General features: G+C 45.4%; 25 protein-coding genes. 12 read left to right on the top strand and 13 right to left on the bottom strand.

Annotated elements, in window-relative coordinates; translation table 11 throughout:
• The first annotated feature begins 49 nt into the window (after positions 1 to 49).
• The 3 genes from thiB to thiQ are packed head-to-tail and all read left to right on the top strand — an operon-like array spanning position 50 to position 3,347.
• Positions 50 to 1,042: a thiamine ABC transporter substrate binding subunit gene (thiB, locus tag VJL_RS12540; RefSeq protein WP_038866104.1), complete on the top strand. Its 993-nt coding sequence runs from the start codon at positions 50 to 52 to the stop codon at positions 1,040 to 1,042.
• A 14-nt stretch (positions 1,043 to 1,056) separates the two neighbouring features.
• Positions 1,057 to 2,643 carry a thiamine/thiamine pyrophosphate ABC transporter permease ThiP gene (thiP, locus tag VJL_RS12535; protein ID WP_081634955.1) on the top strand — a complete coding sequence of 529 codons (1,587 nt, stop codon included), beginning with the start codon at positions 1,057 to 1,059 and terminating at the stop codon, positions 2,641 to 2,643.
• Complete coding sequence (thiQ, locus tag VJL_RS12530; protein ID WP_038878321.1) at positions 2,643 to 3,347, top strand: thiamine ABC transporter ATP-binding protein; 705 nt, start codon at positions 2,643 to 2,645, stop codon at positions 3,345 to 3,347. The genes thiP and thiQ overlap by 1 nt, the downstream gene beginning before the upstream one ends.
• Positions 3,348 to 3,440: 93 nt before the next feature.
• Here the strand turns inward: thiQ and VJL_RS12525 are convergent, their stop codons facing one another.
• The 4 genes from VJL_RS12525 to argR all read right to left on the bottom strand — a co-directional run bounded on the left by VJL_RS12525 (position 3,441) and on the right by argR (position 8,636).
• Positions 3,441 to 3,878, bottom strand: coding sequence for a universal stress protein (locus VJL_RS12525; protein WP_005437370.1), 438 nt, complete (start codon positions 3,876 to 3,878; stop codon positions 3,441 to 3,443).
• Positions 3,879 to 3,922: 44 nt separating this feature from the next.
• A complete protein-coding gene (locus tag VJL_RS12520; RefSeq protein ID WP_038866109.1) occupies positions 3,923 to 6,502 on the bottom strand; it encodes a TRAP transporter permease in 2,580 nt (859 codons plus the stop codon).
• 310 nt (positions 6,503 to 6,812) lie between these two features.
• The gene (locus tag VJL_RS12515; protein ID WP_009707802.1) at positions 6,813 to 7,781 is read right to left on the bottom strand and encodes a TAXI family TRAP transporter solute-binding subunit; all 969 of its coding nucleotides are present in this window, start codon (positions 7,779 to 7,781) and stop codon (positions 6,813 to 6,815) included.
• Between the two features lie 384 nt (positions 7,782 to 8,165).
• Positions 8,166 to 8,636, bottom strand: coding sequence for a transcriptional regulator ArgR (argR, locus tag VJL_RS12510; RefSeq protein WP_005430583.1), 471 nt, complete (start codon positions 8,634 to 8,636; stop codon positions 8,166 to 8,168).
• A 358-nt stretch (positions 8,637 to 8,994) separates the two neighbouring features.
• Between argR and mdh the strand changes: the two genes are divergently transcribed.
• Both mdh and VJL_RS12500 read left to right on the top strand, forming a co-directional pair.
• Positions 8,995 to 9,930: a malate dehydrogenase gene (gene mdh, locus VJL_RS12505; RefSeq protein WP_038878319.1), complete on the top strand. Its 936-nt coding sequence runs from the start codon at positions 8,995 to 8,997 to the stop codon at positions 9,928 to 9,930.
• Positions 9,931 to 10,052: 122 nt separating this feature from the next.
• Positions 10,053 to 10,244, top strand: coding sequence for a hypothetical protein (locus VJL_RS12500; protein WP_038866116.1), 192 nt, complete (start codon positions 10,053 to 10,055; stop codon positions 10,242 to 10,244).
• Positions 10,245 to 10,326: 82 nt separating this feature from the next.
• Here VJL_RS12500 and ispB read toward each other — a convergent pair whose 3' ends face one another.
• Positions 10,327 to 11,298, bottom strand: coding sequence for an octaprenyl diphosphate synthase (gene ispB / locus VJL_RS12495; protein ID WP_038866118.1), 972 nt, complete (start codon positions 11,296 to 11,298; stop codon positions 10,327 to 10,329).
• Positions 11,299 to 11,555: 257 nt separating this feature from the next.
• On the opposite strand from ispB, the gene rplU reads away from it, so the two are divergent.
• The 6 genes from rplU (at position 11,556) to folA (ending at position 15,491) form a co-directional block, all read left to right on the top strand.
• Positions 11,556 to 11,867 (top strand): 50S ribosomal protein L21, encoded by a 312-nt coding sequence (gene rplU / locus VJL_RS12490; RefSeq protein WP_038866119.1) that lies wholly within the window; start codon positions 11,556 to 11,558, stop codon positions 11,865 to 11,867.
• Positions 11,868 to 11,887: 20 nt separating this feature from the next.
• Positions 11,888 to 12,145 carry a 50S ribosomal protein L27 gene (rpmA, locus tag VJL_RS12485; protein WP_005383095.1) on the top strand — a complete coding sequence of 86 codons (258 nt, stop codon included), beginning with the start codon at positions 11,888 to 11,890 and terminating at the stop codon, positions 12,143 to 12,145.
• A 208-nt stretch (positions 12,146 to 12,353) separates the two neighbouring features.
• Positions 12,354 to 13,532, top strand: coding sequence for an Obg family GTPase CgtA (gene cgtA / locus VJL_RS12480; RefSeq protein WP_038878316.1), 1,179 nt, complete (start codon positions 12,354 to 12,356; stop codon positions 13,530 to 13,532).
• Positions 13,533 to 13,725: 193 nt separating this feature from the next.
• Positions 13,726 to 14,529 carry a threonine/serine exporter family protein gene (locus tag VJL_RS12475; protein ID WP_042599784.1) on the top strand — a complete coding sequence of 268 codons (804 nt, stop codon included), beginning with the start codon at positions 13,726 to 13,728 and terminating at the stop codon, positions 14,527 to 14,529.
• Positions 14,529 to 15,002, top strand: coding sequence for a threonine/serine exporter family protein (locus VJL_RS12470; RefSeq protein WP_038866121.1), 474 nt, complete (start codon positions 14,529 to 14,531; stop codon positions 15,000 to 15,002). Before VJL_RS12475 ends, VJL_RS12470 begins: the two co-directional genes overlap by 1 nt.
• A 9-nt stretch (positions 15,003 to 15,011) precedes the next feature.
• Positions 15,012 to 15,491 carry a type 3 dihydrofolate reductase gene (gene folA / locus VJL_RS12465; protein ID WP_038866123.1) on the top strand — a complete coding sequence of 160 codons (480 nt, stop codon included), beginning with the start codon at positions 15,012 to 15,014 and terminating at the stop codon, positions 15,489 to 15,491.
• A 67-nt stretch (positions 15,492 to 15,558) separates the two neighbouring features.
• On the opposite strand, the gene apaH is transcribed toward folA, so the two are convergent.
• The 6 genes from apaH to lptD all read right to left on the bottom strand — a co-directional run bounded on the left by apaH (position 15,559) and on the right by lptD (position 22,320).
• Complete coding sequence (gene apaH, locus VJL_RS12460; protein ID WP_038878314.1) at positions 15,559 to 16,365, bottom strand: bis(5'-nucleosyl)-tetraphosphatase (symmetrical) ApaH; 807 nt, start codon at positions 16,363 to 16,365, stop codon at positions 15,559 to 15,561.
• Between the two features lie 12 nt (positions 16,366 to 16,377).
• Positions 16,378 to 16,758: a Co2+/Mg2+ efflux facilitator ApaG/CorD gene (apaG, locus tag VJL_RS12455; RefSeq protein WP_038866126.1), complete on the bottom strand. Its 381-nt coding sequence runs from the start codon at positions 16,756 to 16,758 to the stop codon at positions 16,378 to 16,380.
• A 73-nt stretch (positions 16,759 to 16,831) separates the two neighbouring features.
• Positions 16,832 to 17,644: a 16S rRNA (adenine(1518)-N(6)/adenine(1519)-N(6))-dimethyltransferase RsmA gene (rsmA, locus tag VJL_RS12450; protein WP_038866127.1), complete on the bottom strand. Its 813-nt coding sequence runs from the start codon at positions 17,642 to 17,644 to the stop codon at positions 16,832 to 16,834.
• Positions 17,641 to 18,639, bottom strand: a complete 999-nt coding sequence (pdxA, locus tag VJL_RS12445; RefSeq protein WP_038866128.1) for a 4-hydroxythreonine-4-phosphate dehydrogenase PdxA — start codon at positions 18,637 to 18,639, stop codon at positions 17,641 to 17,643. The genes rsmA and pdxA overlap by 4 nt, the downstream gene beginning before the upstream one ends.
• A complete protein-coding gene (surA, locus tag VJL_RS12440; protein ID WP_038878312.1) occupies positions 18,629 to 19,912 on the bottom strand; it encodes a peptidylprolyl isomerase SurA in 1,284 nt (427 codons plus the stop codon). The genes pdxA and surA overlap by 11 nt, the downstream gene beginning before the upstream one ends.
• Before the next feature lie 62 nt (positions 19,913 to 19,974).
• Complete coding sequence (gene lptD / locus VJL_RS12435) at positions 19,975 to 22,320, bottom strand: LPS assembly protein LptD (RefSeq protein ID WP_038866130.1); 2,346 nt, start codon at positions 22,318 to 22,320, stop codon at positions 19,975 to 19,977.
• 269 nt (positions 22,321 to 22,589) lie between these two features.
• Between lptD and djlA the strand changes: the two genes are divergently transcribed.
• Positions 22,590 to 23,444, top strand: coding sequence for a co-chaperone DjlA (gene djlA, locus VJL_RS12430; protein ID WP_038866131.1), 855 nt, complete (start codon positions 22,590 to 22,592; stop codon positions 23,442 to 23,444).
• Between the two features lie 144 nt (positions 23,445 to 23,588).
• Here djlA and VJL_RS12425 read toward each other — a convergent pair whose 3' ends face one another.
• On the bottom strand, positions 23,589 to 24,371 hold the full coding sequence (locus tag VJL_RS12425; protein ID WP_038878310.1) for a DUF547 domain-containing protein: 783 nt from the start codon (positions 24,369 to 24,371) through the stop codon (positions 23,589 to 23,591).
• A gap of 135 nt (positions 24,372 to 24,506) precedes the next feature.
• The gene (gene leuD / locus VJL_RS12420; protein ID WP_038878308.1) at positions 24,507 to 25,109 is read right to left on the bottom strand and encodes a 3-isopropylmalate dehydratase small subunit; all 603 of its coding nucleotides are present in this window, start codon (positions 25,107 to 25,109) and stop codon (positions 24,507 to 24,509) included.
• Positions 25,110 to 25,125: the final 16 nt, after the last annotated feature.

The following is a 25,125-nucleotide window of genomic DNA, read 5'->3' as shown; positions in this document are numbered from 1 at the left end:
AACCCTGTGCCGCTCAACTCATGTTAATAATGCAAATGGAGAGCGAGCAGTGAAAACCACTCTTAGTCTGATTGCCCTTGCAACCATCACTTCTACTTCAGCGTTTGCCGCTGAAAACACCCTAACTGTCTACACATACGATTCTTTTGCTGCCGATTGGGGACCGGGTCCTAAAGTCGAAAAAGCATTCGAAGCCAAATGCGGTTGCGACGTTAATTTTGTTGCGCTGGACGACGGTGTTTCAATCCTTAACCGCCTTCGTTTGGAAGGAAACAATAGCAAAGCGGATATCGTGTTAGGTTTGGATAATAACCTGATGGCGGAAGCGAAAAAGACCGGGCTTCTGGCTGAGCATAATGTTGATACCTCAAAGACTACGCTACCTAATGGTTGGGACGATAAGACCTTCGTACCGTACGATTACGGCTACTTTGCGTTTGTATACAACAAGGAGAAGTTGGTGAATCCTCCAAAAAGCATGAAAGAGCTGGTGGAAGAGCGTGATGATCTGAAAGTGATTTACCAAGACCCTCGCACTTCGACTCCGGGTCAAGGCTTGATGTTGTGGATGAAGTCCATCTATGGCGATGATGCGACTCAAGCGTGGAAGCAACTGGCAACGAAAACAGTTACGGTTACTAAAGGCTGGTCAGAAGCTTACTCGATGTTTTTGAACGGTGAGTCCGATCTCGTGCTGTCTTACACGACTTCTCCCGCGTACCATTTGATTGCAGAAGATGACGCGAAATACGCAAGCGCAAATTTTTCCGAAGGACACTACATGCAAGTGGAGGTGGCGGCTAAGGTCAAAGGCTCAAAAAATTCGAAGTTAGCAGATGAGTTCATGGACTTTATTTTGAGTGATGATTTCCAATCTGCGATGCCAACAGGTAACTGGATGTACCCAGTAACTAACGTTGAGTTACCAAAAGGCTTTGAAACTCTGAGCGTGCCAAGCAAACCATTGAGCTTTAGTGCAGACGAAGTAGCGAAAATGCGCAAGACTTGGATTCGCGAATGGCAAAGCGCATTGACGTTCTAACATAGGTTCTACTTTTGAATTCTGTTCCGAAAATAGGGTTAGGGGTCGCGATGATTATCGCGACCTTTGTTATTTCTGCCCTGGGTGCTTTGCTTGTCCAAGCGCCTTCACTTGATGTGTCTATGGTATGGGGAGACCCATACTATCAGCACGTCACCAAGTTCAGCTTCTACCAAGCTTTTCTCTCTACACTATTGAGTGTTGGCTTTGCTATTCCCGTTGCGCATGCGCTTTCTCGACGTGAGTTCTTTGGTAAGTCTCTACTATTAAAATTGTTTGCGTCCACTTTAGTTTTGCCTGTACTGGTTGGCGTATTCGGCTTATTGGCGATTTACGGTAATAGCGGTTTGCTAGCTCAATGGCTGAAAAGTATCGATGCGGAGCTGCCGTTTTCCATCTATGGTCTGAACGGCATTTTACTTGCGCATGTGTTCTTCAATATGCCTTATGCAGCGCGCTTACTTTTGCAAGCATTAGAATCGATCCCAGCAGAGCAACATAAACTGTGTGCACACCTTGGAATGAGTCATTGGGATAAATTTCGCTGGGTGGAATGGCCACGCCTAAGGCAGCAATTACCACACGTAAGTGGCTTAGTGTTTATGCTTTGCTTTACCAGTTTTGCCACCGTGATGGCGTTAGGCGGCGGACCGAAATCGACCACTATTGAGCTTGCCATTTATCAGGCAATTAAGTTCGATTTTGATCTGCAAGCCGGGGCGCTTTTGGCACTGTGGCAAATGTTGTTGTGCGGCTTGTTAGCAATTGGCGTACAAAAGTTGACGAAGCCAGTCTCAGTAAGCACTGGCAGCACATCGGTACAGCAATATTTAACGAAGGATCATGGGTGGTCAAAAGCTTGGGATAGCTTTTGGATCATAGGTGCCTTTTTACTAGTCATGCCGCCACTTTTGATGGTGATCTTCAGTGGTATCAACCAGCAAGTTTGGCCAGTATTGAGTGATGAGCGTTTTTGGTCTGCACTGTTCAATTCACTCAAAGTTGCGGTACTGGCGAGTTCTCTTGCCGTGGCCGCTGGCGTATCGATTTTGCTGACTAGCCGACGTTGGCGTTTGCAGTATAAAAATACTCGCGCTGATCAAATTGAGCTTATTGGTACCATCATTTTGGTGACGCCGGGCTTAGTGATCAGTACGGGATTGTTCCTATTGCTGCGCTCATTTACCGATGTATTCAGCTTAGCGTTTTTTGTGGTTATTTTGGTTAATGGTTTGATGGCCTTACCATATGTCATTAAGACTTTATCTCAACCTATGTTGCACATTGAGCAGCAATATCAGTATGTCTGTGCCAGTTTGGGTATGCGTGGTTGGCAACGTTTTAGAGTGGTGGAGTGGCAAGCACTGCGCAAGCCATTTGCACATGCTTTTGCTATCAGCTTTATGTTTGCGATTGGTGACTTGAGTGCGATTGCTTTGTTTGGTGGGCAAGAGTTTAGAACCTTGCCGTTGTACCTATTCCAATTGTTGGGAAGTTACCAGATGGATGCTGCGGCTGTTGTGTCGGTTACCTTGCTGTTACTCAGCGTCGGTTGTTTTGCTGTGATTGAAAAAGTATTGAAAACGAAGGAGAGAGCGTAATGTTAGTGTTGGATGATGTGCAGTACACCTATCAACATGAACTGTTTCGTTTTAACTTAGACATTCAACGTGGGCAAATCGTATCACTGATGGGACCGAGCGGGGCTGGTAAATCAACCTTATTGGCGTTAGTTGCTGGTTTCATCAATCCAGACCAAGGCGATATTCTGGTTGATGGTGAATCTATCGTAAGTAATGAGCCGTATCAGCGTCCGTTCTCAATGTTGTTCCAAGAACATAACCTGTTTGCTCACCTGTCAGTAAGAGACAACATCGGTTTGGGCTTGCATCCGGGGTTAAAGCTTACGGCAGACCAAAAGCTTCTTGTCGAGCAAGCGGCAAGACAAGTGGGTGTAGCTGAGTATCTGGACCGCTTACCTGAACACCTTTCTGGTGGTCAGCGCCAGCGTGTGGCACTCGCACGTTGCTTTGTTCAGCCGCATCCGATGTGGCTACTCGATGAGCCTTTCTCAGCTCTCGATCCCGTGTTGCGTGAAGAGATGCTGATATTGGTTAAACAGCTTGCTGCTGAGCGTGGCATCACCGTTTTGATGGTGACGCACCACTTAAGTGACGCCAGAGCGATTGCTAGTCATTTTGCATTTGTGGCAGGTGGTCAGGTAGAAGCGTCAGGTGAGATTGGTGAATTAACGTTATCGCACTCTAGCGATGTTTTAACCGCGTTTGTGCGAGCGGCAGGGTAGAGCGTTGTTTATATTGATGAATAAGGCGTAAGAAAAACAAAAGGTTGATGCGAGCATCAACCTTTTTCTATTTTGGGAGTTTGAATGAGTACGTTAGCCTTGTGGCTTCACTACCATCACATTGATTGGTGAGTTTTCAACAACTTTGCTTGCGACTGAGCCTAACATCACTTTATTGATCTTCGAACGTTTATGGCTTGGCATAATGATGAGGTCTGCGCCTAAGCGCTCAGCGTAATCAAGGATGGTTGCATACGCTTTGCCTTCTGCAACGTGGACTTTATAAATCACTTCATCATCGATGTGTTGATCGGCAAATGTTTTTAGCTGCTGCTTCACATCTTGCTTCATCTTCGCCGCCGCATCTTTCGGGAAGTAAGTCGCGACCATCGACATGTGGATACCGGGCAGTACAGTCAGTAAGTGAACTTCCGCGTTGGCTTGTTTAGCTTGCCAAACAGCCAACTCAACAGCTCGGTCAGAGAAGCCTTGGTCATTTAGATCAACCGGCACAAGAATTTGTTTATACATTCAGTGTCTCTCATCATGGCCCCTTATCCTCGGGGCCTAATCGGTTATGCGCTCAACTGTTCCTTACGAGCACGACGTTTTTGGTTCATGGCAAGTACCAGCAAGATCATTAAGCAAGGCACAAATACCCATTCTTTCATTGGGCGCTCAGCGTCTTGAACGATCCATTTGATCTCCCAGTCGAAGTCGACGCCAGACGATTCTGCCGGACTACCAAACTCGACCATGTCTACGATCATTTTGCCGTCGTTCTCGGTTAGCATTAGACCCATAGAAGAGATGCGCTCTTCAGCGGTTTTTGCTTTATCTTCGAACGGAAGACGTACCGTTTTCTCTACGTAATCACCTTCTAGGTTTTCACCTGCGACTCGTAGCTCAATGGATTCTCCTACATTTAGCCCTTCCGTGATTTGAGCTATCTCAACCCCAGGGGAAAGAACTTTCGCTGGGTACAACATGTCCCACCAAAATCCAGGGCGGAAGAATGAGAAGGTCAATACCAATAGTAAGACGGTTTCCCACCACTTATTACGTGTGAACCACCAACCTTGTGTTGCCGCTGAGAAGATTAACATCGCAATGATTGAAGAGATCACGGTCAATGCTAAATGCCACCATGAGTCGATACCCATCAACAATAGCTGAGTATTGAAGACAAACATGAAAGGCAGGATTGCGGTTCGAATATCATAGGTAAAGCCTTGAATACCAGTTCGAATTGGATCCGACTTTGCAATCGCTGCCGCCGCAAATGCCGCTAAGCCAACAGGTGGTGTATCATCGGCCAGAATACCGAAGTAGAACACAAACAAGTGGACCGCAATCAGTGGGATGATCAAACCGTGTGCCGCACCAAGCGTTACGATAACCGGTGCCATCAAGGTTGAAACCACAATGTAGTTGGCCGTCGTTGGTAGGCCCATACCCAGAATCAAACTAATGACCGCGGTAAACAGCAACATTAGGATAATGCTACCGCCCGAGATGAACTCGACAAAGTCGGTCATGACAAGGCCAATACCAGTCAGCGTTACCACACCAACAACCGTACCGGCAGCAGCGGTTGCGACACCGATACCGATCATGTTGCGCGCACCAGATACTAAGCTTTCTGCTAGGTCAACAAAGCCGTTTTTGGTTTGTTCGACAAGATCGCCTTCTTTAGATAGCAACGCAATCAAAGGGCGTTGTGTCAGCAAGATGAAGATCATAAACACTGTTGCCCAGAATGCAGATAGACCTGGAGAGAAACGTTCCACCGTCAAACACCAAACCAGTACCACGATAGGCAATAAAAAGTGCAAACCAGATTTAATCGTCGGACCAGGGTCTGGTACCTCAGTCAGTTCAGCATCGATTTCAATCGCTCCATCTTTTGCGTGGTTAGCGGAAATCTTTACAAGACCCACATAAGCAATTAGAAGTACGACGGTCACGATAGGGGTTGCTGCATCACCAAAGACATCTTTCGTCCAACCCACACCGTAGTAAACCAAAGCGCTGATAACACATAGGCCCAAAATCGTACCAGTGAAGGACAGCAAGCTCTGCACAAGCGTAGGGGTATGGCGACGAGGAAGCCCTGTCATGCCTGCTTTACACGCTTCAAGGTGAACGATGTAAATCAGTGCAATATAAGAGATAAGCGCAGGGAGTAGAGCTGCTTTGATAACTTCAACGTAGGAGATACCAACGTATTCCACCATTAAGAATGCGGCAGCACCCATGATAGGCGGTGTCAGCTGACCGTTGGTTGATGCTGCTACTTCTACCGCACCCGCTTTCGTTCCTGGGAAGCCAACACGCTTCATGAGTGGAATCGTAAACGTACCTGTCGTTACTACGTTAGCGATGGAAGAACCTGAAACCAGACCAGATAAGCCAGAAGCGACTACCGCAGCTTTCGCAGGGCCACCTTTCATATGACCAAGTAGCGAGAACGCGACTTTAATGAAGTACGCACCTGCGCCCGCACGCTCTAGCATGGCACCAAACAGTACAAACAAGAATACGAAAGAAGTTGATACACCCAGTGCAACACCAAATACGCCTTCAGTTGTTAGCCAAAGGTGCGACATGGCTTTGTTCAAGCTCGCGCCTTTATGAGCAATCACATCTGGCATGTATGGGCCAGCAAAGGTGTAAGTTAGGAACACCGCAGCAACCACCATAAGTGGTGGACCGAGAGCTCGGCGAGTTGCTTCAAGTAGTAACGCCATACCTGTGACGGATACCACGATATCAACTGTGGTTGGGGCGCCAGAACGGCCGGCGAGTTCGGTATAGAAGATGTAAATGTAAGCCGCTGCAAAACTGCCTGCGAGTGCCAATATCCAATCAATAAGAGGGATATGATCTCGTGGAGAGTTTTTCATGGCTGGATAAGCAGTGAAAGCGAGAAAAGTAGCAAAAGTTAAATGGATTGCTCGCGCTTCAGTGTCGTTGAGTACACCAAAATTAAAAATAAATGGTAGCGGAGACGCGTACCATAATTGAAATAGCGACCAGCACAGTGGAACGAACCATAAGATTCGACCTTGCAAGCCCATTGGGCTACGCGCACCTGTGTCTGCCTGAGCCACCATTTCTTGCACATCTTGTGACGGAGTGTTGTTCGTCGCCATGTACTTTTTCCTTATTATTGATGGTCCTGTCTGTATTGTGTATCGAGAACCACGCTTCGCTTTAACAGTGTAGTGAATAGAGCGAAGTTTGCTTTCGAGTGAATCGCTACAGTCCTTCAACTCATTGATTTATGAGAGGAGGGCATGTGCGTTTTCTTTTTTTAGGTGTGTGAGCGCGACTTCCGAAAAAGAAATCAGCAGATTGCATAAAGCAAATTGAACAAAGCATGCTGGAAGAAGGTGTTCGACCAGCATACTCAATCAGGCAGAAAACCATCCTTCTCTGCCTGAGCTTGGAGTCAGTAGCTGCTTACTTAAGCAGACCTACTTCTTTGTAGTACTTCTCTGCACCTGGGTGAAGAGGGATTGAAAGACCAGCTTTCACCATGTCTTCTTTTTTCAGGTTTGCAAATGCAGGGTGTAGACGTTTGAATGTATCGAAGTTTTCGAACACAGCTTTAGCAACGTTGTAAGCCACGTCATCTGAAACATCAGAAGTCGTTACCATTGTTGCCGCAACACCAAAGCTGTTTACGTCTTTATCTGTACCACGGTACATACCAGCAGGCACTGTGCTGAATGCGTAGTATGGGTTGTTAGCAACGATTTTCTCGATTTCTGGACCAGTTGCAGGAACTAGCTTCGCATCACAAGAGGTTGTTGCTTCTTTGATTGAACCGTTCGGGTGGCCAACCATGTAGATAAACGCGTCGATCTTGTTATCACACAGTGCTTGAGAACGTTCTGAGCCTTTTAGTTCTGATGCAAGTTTAAAGCTGTCGTTAGTCCAGCCCATTGCATCCATCACTACGCCCATTGTCGCGCGGTCACCAGAACCAGGGTTACCGATGTTTACACGTTTACCTTTTAGGTCTTGAACGTTTTCGATACCAGAATCTGCACGTGCGATGATGTTAAAAGGTTCTGTATGAAGAGAGAACATTGCACGCAGTTTTTTGTACGGGCCTTGTTCAGCAAACTTGCTCGTACCGTTGTAGCCATGGTATTGCCAGTCCGATTGCACGATACCAAAATCTAGCTCGCCAGCACGGATAGTGTTGACGTTGTAAATTGAGCCGCCAGTCGATTCTACTGAACAACGAATGTTGTGATCTTTACGACCTTTGTTTACCAATTTACAAATAGCACCACCAGTAGGGTAGTAAACACCTGTTACTGAGCCAGTACCGATAGTAATAAACTCTTGAGCGTTAACTGCGCCTGCGCCCATAACTGCTGCAGCGATTGCGCCTACTTTAAGAAGTTTGTTAAATGCCATGAATTTCCCTTCCTTATATTCATTATTAACCCAGAAATAACTGTAAATTACTTCAGGAGTTTCCTATTTGGAAACGGCATCTTTTCCAATCCAATCGTTTGAAAAAGCGAGCGAATCATAACAAAAAATTGGCAGAAAATTATCCGATTGTTAAAAGTTATAGCGAATAAGTCTAAAGCTTGCGACAGTAGGTGGGGATAAATTCGCAAGCTAATCTGTTTTATAACAGTTACTTATGCCGATTTTGTGTGAGGGTGTTAAAAAAATCAATAGCGTGATATTGATCACAAATGGGGTGAGTAAAAAATAGACGTTGGAATCATTTTGTTTACATAATTTATGGGCTACAAAATTCAACTAATTTCATAGCCCACAAACAGTTACTTAGCCTGTGTATTCGAAAAGCTCACACACTGATTTGAACAATTGTTCTGTTGAAACTGGCATTGTTGGGGTAATAAAGATGGTGTCATCACCTGCAACGACACCCAGAATGCCTTCTGATTTGCCTAGTGAATCAAGTAGGCGAGCAATCAATTGTGCAGCACCTGGACCAGTATGGATAACGACTAACGCAGCGTTGTGGTCAATATCCAGTACAAGTTCACGTAAAGAGCTGCTTACCGTAGGAACTCCAAGCTCTGCTGGCAGACAGTAAACCATCTCCATTTTTGCGTTACGTGTACGTACCGCACCAAATTTGGTCAGCATACGGGAGACTTTAGATTGGTTGATGCTTTCGAAACCTTGTTGTTTTAATGCATCAACGATCTCACCCTGTGAGCCAAAGCTTTCTTCTTTTAATAAGGCTTTAAAAGCGCGAACTAAGTTATCTTGTTTTTCTGAATTGCGCATAGTCGTTATGGTTCTCTTATTACAGGTCAGCAATTTTGCATATTCTCGCATAGATATTCATGCAGTGCCAAAAACTCACGGCATTATGTTAATTCCATCACTGTAAACCCTAAACAGGATAGGGTTCTTTAAGTATGAAATCGTTGACCTATTTATTGCATTGAATTTCTTGTCATTTCAACAGAATAAACCAATAATCAGACCTTTGTTTGTAGCACGATAACAGCGAGTTGCGCGAGGTCGCAAAGCTGGCGTTAATTGATTGTAATCAAGTTGTGATTCCGATAGCTTTATTTCAGTTGGTTACAAAATACCCTACGAATACGTTTATAAGAGAAATACTCTCAAGGAGAACTACATGAAAGTAGCCGTTATTGGTGCCGCTGGCGGCATCGGTCAAGCTCTGGCCCTTCTACTTAAGAACCGTCTTCCTGCAGGTTCAGATTTAGCCCTATATGATATTGCTCCAGTAACTCCTGGTGTGGCTGCAGATCTTAGCCATATCCCGACACCAGTATCTATTAAAGGTTACGCTGGTGAAGATCCAACGCCTGCACTAGAAGGTGCTGACGTGGTTCTTATCTCAGCTGGTGTCGCACGCAAGCCTGGTATGGATCGTGCTGATCTATTTAATGTAAATGCTGGTATCGTTAAGTCACTAGCAGAAAAGATTGCAGTAGTATGTCCAACGGCATGCGTGGGTATTATCACTAACCCAGTGAACACCACAGTGCCAATCGCCGCGGAAGTATTAAAGAAAGCCGGTGTGTACGATAAGCGCAAACTGTTTGGTGTTACAACGCTAGACGTTATCCGCTCAGAAACCTTCGTGGCTGAACTAAAAGATAAAGATCCAGGTGACGTTCGCGTTCCTGTTATCGGTGGCCACTCTGGTGTGACTATTCTTCCTCTTCTATCTCAAGTAGAAGGTGTTGAGTTCACCGCTGAAGAAGTAGAAGCGCTAACGAAACGTATCCAAAATGCGGGTACAGAAGTTGTTGAAGCAAAAGCGGGTGGCGGTAGCGCGACTCTGTCTATGGGTCAAGCAGCATGTCGCTTCGGTCTTGCTCTAGTACGAGCACTTCAAGGTGAAGAAGGCGTAGTAGAATGTGCATACGTGGAAGGTGGCAGTGAACATGCGCCTTACTTTGCACAACCAGTTAAACTGGGTAAAGACGGCGTAGAAGAAGTACTAAGCTATGGCGCACTAAGTGACTACGAGAAGTCAGCACTTGATGGTATGTTGGAAACGCTAAATGGCGATATCAACATTGGTGTTGAATTCGCTAAATAATCGTCTCTACAAAGAGAAAGCTATATAAAGAAGAAAGCCGATCTTAGATCGGCTTTTTTGATCCTTTCATTTTATCTCGCGTAACAGAGTCTGAATCAAACAACTTTGTGAGGGAGAAGATGATGGAAGCCAATCGAATCCGTAAAGGTATGGTGGTGGAATGCCAACAAGGTGTCGGAACAATCTTAGTGGTTGATCAAGAGGCGGAGACAGTGCTTCTTGCCAAACAAGGTTCGGAAGAGCAGTTGGCGGTCAGTTTCGACGAAATTGAAGATAACCCACAGCTTCACGATAGCTGCGATAGATACTATTAGATGGTAGCGGTGAGAAGAATTTGAGGTACACAAAAAGGAAGAGCCATGCTCTTCCTTTTTATTGTGGGTCTATTTTATGCCGTTAACTAGTGCGGTTCACTGACATGTGAGCCAGTGTAATAAGCGCTTGCTTGTACTCTGACTCTGGCAAGATTGCGAGTTCTGCAATCGCTTTGTCTGCTTCTTCTAGTGCTTTCTGCGTTGTGTACTCAAGTGAGCCGGCTACTTTCATTACAGCAAGAATGTCATCCAAGTGATCCATACCGTTGGCTTTTTCGATAGCCTCACGGATCATCTGTGCATTCTCTGGGGTGGTATTGCGCATGGCATGAAGTAGAGGAAGCGTTGGTTTGCCTTCAGCTAAATCATCACCAACATTCTTACCCATATCCTCACCGTCAGACGTGTAATCCATCACGTCGTCGATCAGTTGGAATGCTGTACCCAAATATTTACCGTAGTTTTGGAAAGCGACTTCTACTTCTTCAGGAGCATCGTTAAGAATCGCACCAATTTGGGTTGCAGACTCAAACAAACGTGCGGTCTTAGAGTAGATGACCTGCATGTAGCTTTCTTCTGTCGTGTCAGGATCATTGCAGTTCATTAACTGCTGAACCTCACCCTCTGCGATTACATTAACTGCGTCACTCATTAGTTTAAGGATCTTCATTGATCCTAGCTCAGTCATCATTTGGAATGAGCGAGTATAAATAAAGTCCCCAACTAACACGCTAGCGGCATTACCAAACGCAGCGTTTGCTGTCGCTTTACCACGGCGCATGTCTGATTCGTCTACCACATCATCGTGCAACAGTGTTGCTGTGTGGATGAACTCGATAAACGCCGCTGCCATTGTATGGCCGTTACCTTGGTAACCAAGAGCACGTGCTGACAATATCGCCAGAAGTGGTCTTAAGCGTTTGCCTCCACCACTCACGATATAGAAACCGAGCTGGTTGATTAAAGAGACATCAGAATTTAGTTGGGCTTGAATTGTTTCATTCACTTTTGCCATGTCATCGGCAGTAAGCGCTTGGATAGTTTTAAAATCCATCGTATATCCGGCTGAAGTTAGACCCTGCAAGGCTTATTCGATTTATATAATTGTCGAATAATACACTAAAAAACGTTGATTAATACATTACTAAAGGGCATGATTGCCGCACTTTTCTTTGGCGATTAGCTTTTCGCCAATTTTTTCAAAATATGGCTTGTCATAGGGGCATCTCTTCTGTAGAATCTGCGCCCTATTGATGATTAGTTTAGCGCACACCCTCATGAAAAGGCTGTGCGGAAAAAGCGGAGTAAAATATGTACGCTGTTTTCCAATCTGGTGGTAAACAACACCGTGTAAGCGAAGGTCAAACTCTTCGTTTAGAGAAATTAGACGTTGAAACTGGTGCAACTGTTGAATTTGATACAGTTCTTCTTGTTGCTAACGGCGAAGACATCAAAGTTGGCGCTCCTCTTGTAGAGGGCGGCAAAGTTGTTGCTGAAGTTGTACAACACGGTCGTGGCGATAAAGTTAAAATCGTTAAGTTCCGTCGTCGTAAGCACTCTCGTAAGCAACAGGGTCATCGTCAGTGGTTCACTGAAGTGAAGATCACTGGTATCAACGCTTAATCTATTAGGAGAGTTTAACAATGGCACACAAAAAAGCTGGTGGTTCTACTCGTAACGGCCGCGATTCAGAAAGCAAACGCCTTGGTGTTAAGCGTTTCGGTGGTGAGTCTGTTCTTGCAGGTAACATCATCGTACGTCAACGTGGTACTAAGTTCCACGCTGGTAACAACGTAGGTATCGGTAAAGACCACACTCTATTCGCTCTTACTGAAGGTAAAGTGAAGTTCGAGGTTAAAGGTCCTAAAAACCGTAAGTTTGTAAGCATCGAAGCTGAGTAATTTACCTTTTAGGTTAATTATTTAAGCTTTAAAGCTGAATTCAAAAGCCCTGCCGATTCGGCGGGGTTTTTTATTTGTAGCAGTCGACATATTCAAGTTTCTCGTTTTTACCTTGTTGGTAGGTTCAGGGTGCTTAGATCTGTCATCTGCTAAAATTGTTTGATGATAAGTCAGATTAAATCCACGCACGAAGTAGTCGGAGTAAAAGATGAAGTTCGTAGATGAAGCGGTAGTAAAAGTTCAGGCTGGTGACGGCGGTAGCGGCGTTGTAAGTTTCTGGCGTGAAAAATTCATCACTAAAGGCGGCCCTGATGGCGGCGATGGTGGTGATGGCGGTGATGTATACATCCAAGCCGATGAAAACCTAAATACCCTGATCGATTACCGTTTCCAACGCTTTTACGAAGCAGAACGCGGTGAAAATGGTCGTGGTGGTAACTGTACGGGTAAACGTGGTAAAGACATCACAATGCGTGTTCCTGTAGGTACGCGCGCAGTTGATATCCACACTAATGAAATCGTTGCAGAAGTTGCTGAACACGGCAAGAAAGTGATGGTCGCGAAAGGCGGCTGGCACGGTCTTGGTAACACGCGTTTTAAATCTTCAGTAAACCGCGCTCCTCGTCAGAGAACGCTAGGTACTAAAGGTGAAATTCGTGAAATCCGTCTAGAGCTATTGCTATTGGCTGATGTTGGTATGCTTGGTCTACCTAACGCAGGTAAATCAACCTTTATCCGCGCAGTATCAGCAGCAAAACCAAAAGTAGCAGATTACCCATTTACTACGCTAATCCCAAGCTTGGGTGTAGTGAGTGTCGTACCTGAGAAAAGCTTTGTAGTTGCTGATATTCCTGGTCTAATTGAAGGCGCAGCTGACGGTGCTGGTCTAGGTATTCGCTTCCTTAAGCACCTAGAGCGTTGTCGCGTATTACTGCACATGATTGATATCATGCCGATCGATCAGTCGGACCCAATTCAAAATGCCCTAACCATCATTGATGAGCTAGAGCAGTACAGTGAAAAACTTGCTGGTAAACCTCGTTGGTTAGTCTTCAACAAGACTGATCTTATGCCGGAAGAAGAAGCGAATGAAAAGATCCAAGAGATCTTGGATGCGCTTGGTTGGGAAGATGAGTTCTTTAAGATCTCTGCAATCAACCGTAACGGCACTAAAGAGCTTTGCTACAAGCTAGCTGACTTTATGGAAAACCTACCTCGTGAAGAGGAAGAAGTTGCTGAAGAAGATAAAGTGAACTTCATGTGGGATGATTACCATAAAGATGCCATCGCTGGTAAAGACGTGATCACTGAAGAAGATGACGACGACGATTGGGATGACTGGGACGATGAAGAAGACGACGGTCACGTTGTTTACGTCCGTGACTAATTGCTAGTTATTTCATTAAGCCGCAATGTATATTGCGGCTTTTTTTGTATCTAAATCATGTTTAGACGATGTGTTTTACGGCACAATAATAAAATATACCCAAGTGACTTCAAGATGTAGGATTCAGAGCGGGGTCAATGACACCCTCCCAAGGGTGAGGTTACTTGGGTATAAATGGACTTAGGAAGTATTTATGACATCGGAAGCTATGCCGCCTGAAGAAGCTATGGCGGCGTCCAATCAAAGAGCCATTTCTCGGCTCGTGGCTCAAGCCGGGCAAATGTTATTAGCCCACGGTGCAGAAAGTACGCTGGTGAGCGATATTATGCAGCGCATTGGGTTTGCGAGTGGCGTTAGCGATGTTGCTGTTGCACTGTCTGCCAATGCCTTGGTGGTCACAACGGTGATGGACGATCATTGCATTACTACCACAAGAAGCTGTGCCGATCGTGGAATTAACATGCGTGTCATTACGCAAATTCAGCGTATCTGTATCATGATGGAGCGCGGTTTACTCGATGTGAAAATGGCACAGAAGAAACTCAATACCATCAGCCCAGAGCGCTATAACCGCTGGTTAGTCGTGTTTATGATTGGTCTTTCTTGTGCTGCCTTTAGTCATCTAGCTGGAGGAGATTGGGGAGTCTTCGGCATGACGTTCCTCGCCTCTGCTGGTGGTATGATCGTCAGACAAGAGATTGGGCATCGACATTTTAATCCTCTACTTAATTTCGCCGCTACAGCATTCGTCACAACGCTGATTTCCGCTCAAGCCGTGATCTTTGAAATTGGTAATTTACCTACGGTAGCAATGGCATCTTCGGTCCTGATGTTAGTACCGGGCTTCCCTCTGATTAACTCCGTTGCAGACATGCTTAAAGGCCACATCAATATGGGCATCGCGAGATTTACCATGGCAAGTCTACTGACATTAGCAACTTCACTTGGCATCGTAGCAGCGATGGAAGTCACCGGTATTTGGGGGTGGATGAGCTAATGAGTGTATTTGAACTCGCACTTGGCCTGCTGAATGATATGTTTTTTGCGGCGATTCCTGCAGTGGGTTTTGCCATGGTGTTTAACGTGCCACAGCGCGCTTTAGTTTATTGTGCCGTAGGTGGTGCGATTGGTCATGGCAGTCGCTATTTGATGATGCACTTTGGCTTGCCGATTGAGTGGGCGAGCTTTTTTGCTGCGACCCTTGTTGGCTTAATCGGCGTACATTGGTCGCATCGTTTTCTTGCTCATCCCAAAGTTTTCACTGTTGCAGCTTTGATCCCAATGGTGCCCGGTGTATTTGCCTTTAAAGCCATGATTGCCATGGTGGAGATAAACCACTTGGGTTATTCGCCAGAGTTAATTGCGACATGTATGGAGAACTTTCTTAAGGCGATGTTTATTATTGCAGGCTTAGCGGTTGGCTTGGCGGTTCCGGGGCTGTTATTCTATCGCCGCAGACCCATAGTATAAGGACCCAATATGATCATCAGCATGATTGCCGCGATGGCAGACAACCGTATCATCGGTAAAGACAACCAGATGCCTTGGCATCTTCCGGCAGATTTTGCATGGTTTAAGCGTTGTACAATGGGTAAGCCTGTTGTGATGGGACGTAAAACTTATGAATCAATCGGACGCCCTTTACCTGGCCGTTTGAATATTGTCATCAGCCGTGATACTTCACTTTCCATTGAAGGTGTCACGACTGTTACGTCGATTGAGCAGGCGCTTGAGGTTGCTGGTGACAGTGAAGAAGTGATGATCATTGGTGGTGGCGCGATTTACGCTGCATGCTTGGCAATAGCAAATAAGCTATATGTCACTCATATTGAAGCTGAAATCGAGGGTGATACTCAGTTCCCAGATTGGGGGAATGAGTTTAAAGAAACATACTCTGAAGCGTATCAAGCGGATGAAAAAAATGCGTATAACATGCGTTTCACCGTTCTAGAAAAGTAACCAGCTAGAATAAGAGAAGCACCGTCAATACGGTGCTTTTTGTTTTCTAGTCCGCTAATTCGAATTGTTAACTGAGTGCTTCTTGGGTGAAAACTTGCTTATCTTCCCAGCGAATCATAGTTAATGAGCCACCCCAAACACAGCCCGTATCAAGGCCAATAATGCTCTCTTCAATGTAGCCTTGCAGTGCTGCCCAGTGACCAAATAAGACCGCTTTTTCTAAAGGCACACGTTTTGGCAGTTTAAACCAAGGAACAAGCTCATCTTCTGAAACTTCTTGTGGTGGAAGTTTACAGTCCATATCCAAGCGGCCATCGGGAAAGCAAAAGCGCATACGGGTAAATGCATTGATGGTATAGCGATAGCGATCTAAGCCTGATAGAGATTCCTCCCAAAGATCAGGTTGGTTGCTGTACATATTTTCCAGTAACCAATGCAGTTGCTCACTCTGAATTATCGCCTCGACCTCACGTGCACATGCTCGAGCCGTCTGTAGATCCCATAAAGGTGAGATGCCCGCATGACACATAACGAACTCATCGTGTTCCGCCATGAGTGGTTGCTGTGCTAACCAAGTGAGTAGATCATCTTTATCTGGTGCGGAAAAGATAGGTGCGGTTTTATCTTTGTCCTTCACCTTCTTTAAGCCTTTAGAAACCGCCATTAGGTGCAGATCGTGATTGCCGAGGACAACTTTAGCGCTGTCGCCAAGGGATTTAACAAAGCGCAGTGTTTCTAATGACTTAGGCCCTCTTGCCACCAGGTCACCAGCAAGCCAAAGTTGATCGTGTTGAGTTGAGAAATTAACGTGTTCTAGTAGCTGTTGCAGTTCATCGAAACAGCCTTGAATGTCACCAACGATGTAGGTAGCCACTGACTCTCCTGATTAATTTAGGACATTGGGAACAGCAAGTCGGAAAGGGTCTATTTCGGTGAGAAACTCTTGTCCCTTCTCATCCAACATCATGTAGTGTCCTTGCATGACACCTACTGGAGTTTCTAATGCAGTACCGCTACTGTAGGTGTATTCATCATTGCTAGGAATAAAGGGCTGTTGTCCGACAACACCTTCGCCTTCTACCGTCATTTGTTTGCCATTTGAATCCGTAATTAACCAGCGACGACTGAGTAATTGTACGGTTTGTTGGCTGAGGTTTTTGATGGTGATGACGTAGGCGAAGATAAAACGTTGCAGTTCTGGGTTGGACTGTTCTTCAATGTATTTGGTGTGAACTTGAATCTTGATGCAAGGTTGAATGACGTCCATGTGCACTCCTCGAAAAACGGATTATCTCAATAATAATAAGCCAAACCGCGAAGGGTTTGGCTCATCGTTTGAGTTATTGGTGCTGCGGATTATCCGCAAGCCAGTTCGCCATGGCGACAAACTGTTGTAGCGTTAGGTTTTCTGGACGCATACTTGGGTTTACGCCCAACTCTTCCAATACTTCTGTACTCAATAGCGACTTGTAGCAGTTACGAACGGTCTTACGACGCTGGTTAAAGCCTTCGCGACATACGCGCTCCAACAAACGCAAATCTTTCGCAGGGTGCGGAAGGACTTCGTAAGGCACTAAGCGTACGACTGCTGAATCAACTTTCGGTGGCGGTACAAACGCTGTTGGTGGTACTTCTAGAACAGGTACAACTTTACAGTAGTACTGAGCCATTACCGTTAGGCGGCCGTAAGCCTTGCTGCCTGGACCTGCGGCTAAACGGTTTACCACTTCTTTTTGAAGCATAAAGTGCATGTCTTGAATGTCTTTATGGAATTCAAATAGGTGGAACATCAATGGTGTCGAGATGTTGTATGGCAAGTTACCGAAGATACGTAGCTTGTTGTTTGGCTTCACTAACTGCGTGAAGTCAAAGCGCATAGCATCGCCTTCATGAATAGTCAGTTTGTCAGCTAATTCTGGATGGTTGCGTAGACGTTCTGCTAGATCTCGGTCGAGTTCAATAACCGTGAACTTGTCGACTTCGCGACCCACAGGTTCTGTAATTGCACCAAGGCCTGGACCGATCTCAACAAGGTTTTGGCCAGGTCTTGGGTTAATTGATGATACGATACCGTCAATAATGTATGGATCGTTCAGGAAGTTTTGACCAAAACGTTTACGCGCTTTGTGTCCTAAATGGACATCATTTCTCATTGTTTCTTCTCTACCAATTCTATCGCATGCGTGAGCGCTGTTCGGAAGCTCCCTGTATCCGCTTGACCTGTCCCTGCCAGTTCTAATGCAGTACCGTGATCCACCGAGGTTCTTATAAATGGTAGACCAAGTGTAATGTTTACTGAACGACCAAAGCCTTTGTATTTTAATACAGGCAACACTTGATCGTGGTACATACCTAAAACAGCATCAGCATCGTTTAAATACTTTTCATTGAAAATGGTATCTGCCGGCAAAGGGCCAATCAGATTGATTCCTTTTTCTTGTCGAATCTTTTCCAATGTCGGAGTGATGGTTTCGATCTCTTCGCGACCTAAACAGCCATCTTCTCCCGCATGTGGATTTAGCCCGCAAACATAGATGTTTGGTTGCGAGATGGCAAATTTTTCTACAAGATCTTTATGAAGAATATCGATGATTTTTTCTAATCGCTCTTCCGTAACGGCTTTTGATACGTAAGCCAGAGGAATATGCGTGGTGACGAGTGCCACTCGCAGTCCTTCAGTCGCTAACATCATCACGACCAATGGTGTATTGGACTTTTCAGCAAAGAATTCAGTGTGACCACTGAATGCAACACCTGAGCGATTTATCACCCCCTTATGTACAGGGCCGGTGACAATAGCATCAAATTCATCATTCATACAGCCCAAAGCGGCTCTTTCTAACGTTTTTAATACGTAGTGGCCGTTGGCTTCATTAAGTTGACCTGCAACCGCGGTTTCAGCGATTTCAATGTGGTCTACGATTAATGTGCCAGCTTGTTGCGCTTTTGGTGCTTCTTCTGGATTGTAATCAAACAGTTGAACGTCTATGCCGAGCTGTTTAGCTCTTTCTGCTAAGACATTCTTGTCTGCACAAACGACGATTTGGTGCGCCCAGTCTTCCTTTGATAAGGCCAGCACCAAATCAGGGCCGATCCCCGCAGGTTCCCCTGCGGTTACGACGATTCTTCGAATCGAATTAGTTGCCATCATTGTTATCCACGATTTCAACAAACGCGCTTGCTCGTAGTTCTTGCATCCATGCGCCTGCTTCTTCGTTAAACTTACGGTTGAAAAGAATGCGGTAGGCTTTGTTTTTCATTGCTGAGTCAGTGCGGTCAACTTGACGACGGTCTAAAACTTCAACAATGTGCCAGCCGTGTACAGTTTTGAATGGTTCACTGATTGAGCCTACAGGCAATGTTTCAACTTGGTGTTTAAATTCTGGTACGTATAGGTCTGGTGTTTGGTAGCCCAGTTCACCGTCTTGTGCTGCAGAACCTGGATCTTGGCTGTATTGTGTTGCCAATTGAGCAAAGGTTGCTTCACCCGCTTTAATGCGACGAATGAATTCATTTAGCTGCTTCTTCGCACCATCATCGCTTAGGATAACGGTCGGTTTGATCAGAATATGTCGAGCATTGACTTCTGTGACCGCGACTGTTTCTAGGCCTTTTACATCTTCTACTTTTAGGATGTGGAAGCCAATACCGCTGCGGAATGGACCAATGATGCTGCCTTTGTTTTGCATTTTGATTTGGTCTGCGAAGATAGTTGGCATTTCTTCTTTACGCATCCAACCCCAGTCACCACCTTGCAAGGCTTTTGGACCTTTTGAGTAGGTGTAGGCCATTTGCGAGAAATCCGCACCATCTTTCAATTTTTTCACTAATGCATTCGCTTCTGCTTCGACTTCTGACTTGTCTTTATCGTCAGAGAAACGCAATTGGATATGACCGATTTTGTATTGAACGGTTGCGTTGGTTTCTGTTGAAAGTTGTTCTGCTAGGCTATCGACTTCCGCTGGGAGAATGTTGATACGACGACGTACAAGCGCATTACGAGCTTCAGACGCGGCGATCTCTTTACGAATTTGTTCGCGGAATTCAGAGTAGCTTAACCCTTCAGCTTGGACAGAGGCGGCAAGTTGCTCAACGCTTTGGTTGTTGTTACGAGCGATTTCTGCAATCGCTTGATTCAAGCGGTTGTCATCAATTCGTACGCCGATACGTTCAGCCTCTTGACCTTGAAGCGTATCAATGATCAGTTTCTCAACCACTTGGTCTTTCAACACGCTTGCTGAAGGTAAGCTCTTACCGCTCTGACGAGCATTAGCTTGAAGTGTTTTCATTGCAGTGTTGATGTCGCTTTGTAAAATCACACCGTCGTTGACGATAACAGCAACCTGATCAAGCTCTACAGGTGCAGCATTAACACCTAAAGAAAATAGGGTTGTGAAGATGATTGATTTCCAAATTTTCATTTAAAATTCCGTCAGTATTATAGAGTTGAGCGTCTTACTAGTAGTTAAGACGCTCAATTCGATTAATTGTTCAAATAGAATGGACGACCGTATTTGATCGCGTTGTCCGAACCATCAAGTTCTTTTTCTGCGGTAATCGCACGTTGATTGGTAGCAAAGCCTTGAATACCGAAGTTAACGCTGATGTTGTTTTCGTATTCCGGAGAAGCACCGTCGCTTCCGATTGCTTTGTCATCCCAGCCCAATAATTGGTTTGAGTAAGTTAGACCGAAGTACCAACAATCTGATTGGTAGCGGAGGCTGGCAAGCCATTCCATATCGATGTTTTCGTTTAAGTCGTAGTAGTACTGGCCGCTTGCCGACCAACTCGGGTTGAATTCATACGCGGCTACGATACCTGCTTGTGAAATACCTTTACGAGTGATTGTGTCGAGGTTTTCGAGAATGATCGTATCTTCAATGTATTCACGAGTAACGTAACGGTAGTTACCTTGAATGAAGCCACCGTTAAATTGGTATTCCAGAGTGCTGTTCGCTAACTGCATCGAGCTCAGGTCGATGTCATACTGGATACCACCGTGATAGAACAAGTAATCGTTGTAGTTGAAATCAGTTTCAACCGCCCATGATGAGTAGTTTGAGGTCTCATCCGGTAGGCTCGGATTATTGCTGATCTTGGTTTTCTTATCGAAGTAGTAGATCTGACCAAACGAAACGTTAAGACGTTCTTTGTAATCATCATCAAAGAAACGCGTACTTGCACCGTAGCTTAACTGGTTTGCTGACGCGATTTTATCGATACCACTGTATTTACGACTGCGGAATAGACCGTAGTAGTCAGTTTGCAGTAACGTCGTATCGTAGTTGTAGATGTTAGTTTGGTCTTCATCTGGTACATACAAATACTGAAGCTGTGGTTCCAATGTTTGTGTGTAGCCTTCTATCCAGCTGGTATCACGCTCCAAGTACATCTGAGCATGTGTGCGGAATTCTGGAATAACACGCGATACGGTCTCATCGAGTTGATTTCTTAGATCGGTGTCTGTTAAGCCACTCAGATCTTGGGAGTAGTAGGTCGATAATACGCGAGCTTCTGTGGTCCATGTCGCCCAAGAGTTTGATAGAGGAATCGTGAGGCCTGGCTCTACGTGCACACGAGTCGCGTCAGGCTTCGCTGTATCGTCAGTGTCAAAACGGCTGATCTGGCTCTTCACGTCAAAGTTGACGTAGTTACCCAAAAGTGGGGTGTAGTAGTTCAAGTCCAGCTGCGGCAATAGACGGTACGGTTGGTTTTCTTCTTTCAAAAGTATCTGGAAATCTCGGACAGACAAAGAGGCGTCCCAGAAGTCTGAACGGTACTGTACTTCGCCTTCTTGAAGCAATTGGCCGTCTTCTCGGTTACCAATGTCAGAATCCAGGTCACGGAAGTAGTCGATGTCACTCACTTTTGAGTAATCAACACTGACCACCCACTGTTTGTTGATGATGCCATCGTGTTTGAATTGGTAACCCCAACGAGATTCGTCCTCGTAGCGTTTGTCGCTGCTCATGTACTCGCCTTTGATTTCACCTTCACCCCAACCTTCGGTTAGGTAACGGAAATCAGAGTCAAGCTTGGTGCCACGTTTCTGCATGTAGAGCGGAGTAAGTGTCATGTCGTATTGCGGCGCGATATTCCAGTAGAAAGGAAGTTCAACTTCCATACCGTCGCTAGAGCCGTATGACATGGATGGGAATAGGAAGCCCGTTTTACGCGTGTCACCAATTGGCATCGTCATGTACGGCACGTAGAAAACAGGCACGTCCATGATCTCAAAACGTGGGTGATGTAACGTTGCCGTCTCTTCATCTTGATCAACATCGATGCCCGAAGCCACTAAGCGCCAAGAGTTGTCACCTTGAGGACAAGAGGTAATCGAACCATCTTCAAGTTCATACACTGACTGACCAGTACGGGCGATGTACGCAGCGGTACCGCGACCTTGTTGGCACAAGAACTGGTAGTTGGTGTTTTCAAGCGAAAACGTATCTTGATTGATGTCGTTGGTAACACGATCTGAACGTGCTTTAACCTGACCGTCATTGAAGGTTACATTGCCTTCTGCCACGACCACGTTATCTTGTTGATGAAGCGTTACGCTATCGGCGGTGATTTTCTTTGGACCTTGCGTAACTTCTACGTTGCCAGAGTACTGAGCCTTATCGCCATTGATGGCTTGTAGACTATCAGCTTGAACAACCACTGGGGAATTAAGCGCGTCCTCCTCACCACTTGTCTCGACCAAACATTGATCTGTGGTGGGCATTTCCTGCACACTATCATGGATATTCGCTTCAGCTTGAGTGGTGGGTACAAACAAGGCGGTGCTGATAGAGGCCGCTAAACATGTGCGGGAGAAATGTTGCATTGAATTGAACTTTCCTGTGTCACTACTACTCGATGGCTATAGGGCTTGTTGTACCCTCGCTATATAGCCAAATGAATCAACTATAGTTTGCAATTATCCCAGAGCATGGATTCGCTGTGGCATAATGCCAATATAAAATAGCTGCAAAGATAAGCAGGCGAAATAGCCTGACCGTAATAAAACTAATTCCATTATCATAAAGGAAATCGTTGCGTCCGGCACTATAAGACCGCCGTCGTCGATAAAAATTCATTGATAGAGAACACATAATGCATATTTTTGGCAAAATCTTGGGTGCCTTTTTTGGGTTGTTACTCGGTGGCCCATTCGGTTTATTGTTTGGTCTATTTATCGGTCATCAATTCGATAAAGCACGTCGTTTAAGCCAAGCGGGTTTTTCGACGGGGGGCTTTGGTAAAGGTCCTAGCCAGGCACAACGTCAGGAAGAATTTTTTAAAGCTGCATTCGCAGTTATGGGACATGTGGCTAAAGCCAAAGGTCAAGTCACCAAAGAAGAGATTCAACTAGCGTCTGCGATGATGGACCGTATGAGTTTACATGGCGAGCAACGTCGTGCGGCACAAGAAGCGTTCCGTGATGGTAAAGAGAGTGATTTTCCGCTTGAAGATGTATTGGTTCGCGTGAAAATCTCTTCAGCAGGGCGTTTTGATTTATTGCAATTTTTCTTGGAGCTTCAGATCTCTGCTGCGTTTGCTGATGGCTCGATTCATCCGAGTGAACGTAATGTCCTGCATAAAATTGCCCGCGGTTTAGGTTTCTCTTCAGAGCAATTAGAGCGTCGCCTGCACATGCAAGAAGCCGCGTTTCGTTTTCAAAGCCAAGGTGGTTTCCATGGCCAGCAGCAGGGACAATACCAATCAGCTGGTTGGCAACAAGCTTCACAAGCGGATCAGTTGGCTGATGCCTACAAGATTTTGGATGTTAACTCAGATGCGGACAGTAAAACGGTGAAGCGTGCTTACCGCAAGTTGATGAATGAGCATCACCCAGATAAGTTGATGGCGAAGGGCTTACCACCTGAGATGATGAACGTCGCAAAAGAAAAATCGCAAGAAATTCAAAATGCTTACGATCTGATAAAGAAAGTGAAAGGTTTTAAGTAGTCGGACGTTTTCTATCAAGCTTCAAAAACAAAAAGGGCACTCAGTGCCCTTTTCTCGTTCTTATACTCAGCGTTTGGTTTACTGGTGTCCTTTTGCTTTTCGGTTATGGGAAGCCCAAAGCGTATTAGCCTATCAGTAACTTCTTTAGTTAGCTTGATTTAAGGTCCAATCGTATTCGTATTTCACTTTGCCAGAGAAGTTTTTGTATTGCGGTGCGTACTTTGCAATGTGTTTGAAGATTTGTTTTTCTCCACCAAAGTCCGTTGCAAACCAATCATAAATAGAAGACAGCTGTGCCGTGTTACCTTGGATAGATACGCCTTTGCTGCTGTTGATAAATGTTTTAGCGGCACTATCCAGTAGAGCTTGTGTGTTTTCAGCGGTGAATGCATGAGGCTGCAGGTTAGGGCATCCTAAGCTGGCACAGTTAACCGCGTAATGGGTTCTTGGGTCATTCCAAATCGGGCGCAAAATACGATGCTCAATATCGTTTAAAGTCAGATCCTTCCCATTGACCACGACCACATCATCCCCCCAAGGGCCAAAGCTAAATAGCCCACCAAGTTTGGTAATCGACTCGACAGGATAGTTATCTAGGATTAAGTCGACAGTGATGGCGTTGTAAAGGTTTACCCAGTAGGCGTATTGCTCCGCTTGGTTGTACTGTAGAGGGTCGAGTTTTGCGAGCCTTTGGATGTACTGCTTTAACTTCGCTTTGTCGAAGGTCGTGACTTTGCTATAGCGAAACAAAGTATTCTCACCTTGCTTAACTAAATAACTATCAAGCAGTTGTTGCCACTCTTGATGAGAAATCTTGGTTTGGCTAGCTTGATTCGATTGTTTCCAATACGGCCACAAATCCGATTTAGGTGCGGAAAATGTTGAGAAAGAAACGAGAGCACACAAGAGCAATAACAGACGCTTCATAGAGATACCTTTGGGTTAAAACCTTATTGATATTGTAGACCTGCATAAGGCGAAGTTTCTTTCTTGAGGCAATGAAAATAAAAGAAAAAAGGCTGGCATAAGCCAACCTTTTATTTGTTTAAATTGCGATTTTAATTAGCTTAAGAAGCTCGGGATCTTCGCTTCGTACTCGGCAATCTTATCTTCGTGTTGAAGGGTTAAGCCAATGTTGTCCAAACCGTTTAGTAAGCAGTGACGACGGAACGAATCGATTTCAAAACCATATTCTTTGCCGTTGGCACGAACCACATTCGCTTCTAGGTCCACTTCCACTTTTGCACCTTCGTTAGCCTCAACAAACTGGAAGATCTCATCCACTTCTTGCTCAGTCAAACGAACTGGCACCATTTGGTTGTTGATCGAGTTACCGTAAAAAATATCGGCAAAGCTTGGTGCGATCATCGCTTTGATGCCGTAATCCGCTAGTGCCCACGGTGCGTGTTCACGAGATGAACCACAGCCGAAGTTTTCACGAGCTAGCAGGATAGATGCGCCTTGGTAGCGCGGAGCGTTCATCACGAACTCTGGGTTCGGTTGTTCGCCAGCATCATCTAGGAATCGCCAGTCATGGAATAGGTGCTTACCAAACCCTAGGCGAGAGACCTTTTGTAGGAATTGCTTTGGAATGATGGCATCAGTATCTACGTTCGCTGCATCTAGAGGAACAACTAAGCCTGTGTGTTGTTTAAAACCTGACATCTGTTCTCTCCTTAAC

Source organism: Vibrio jasicida CAIM 1864 = LMG 25398 (assembly GCF_000400365.1).
GTDB classification, from domain to species: Bacteria; Pseudomonadota; Gammaproteobacteria; order Enterobacterales; family Vibrionaceae; genus Vibrio; species Vibrio jasicida.
Note: the sequence above shows the minus strand (reverse complement) of the source record. Positions and strands in the feature narration are given on the sequence as shown.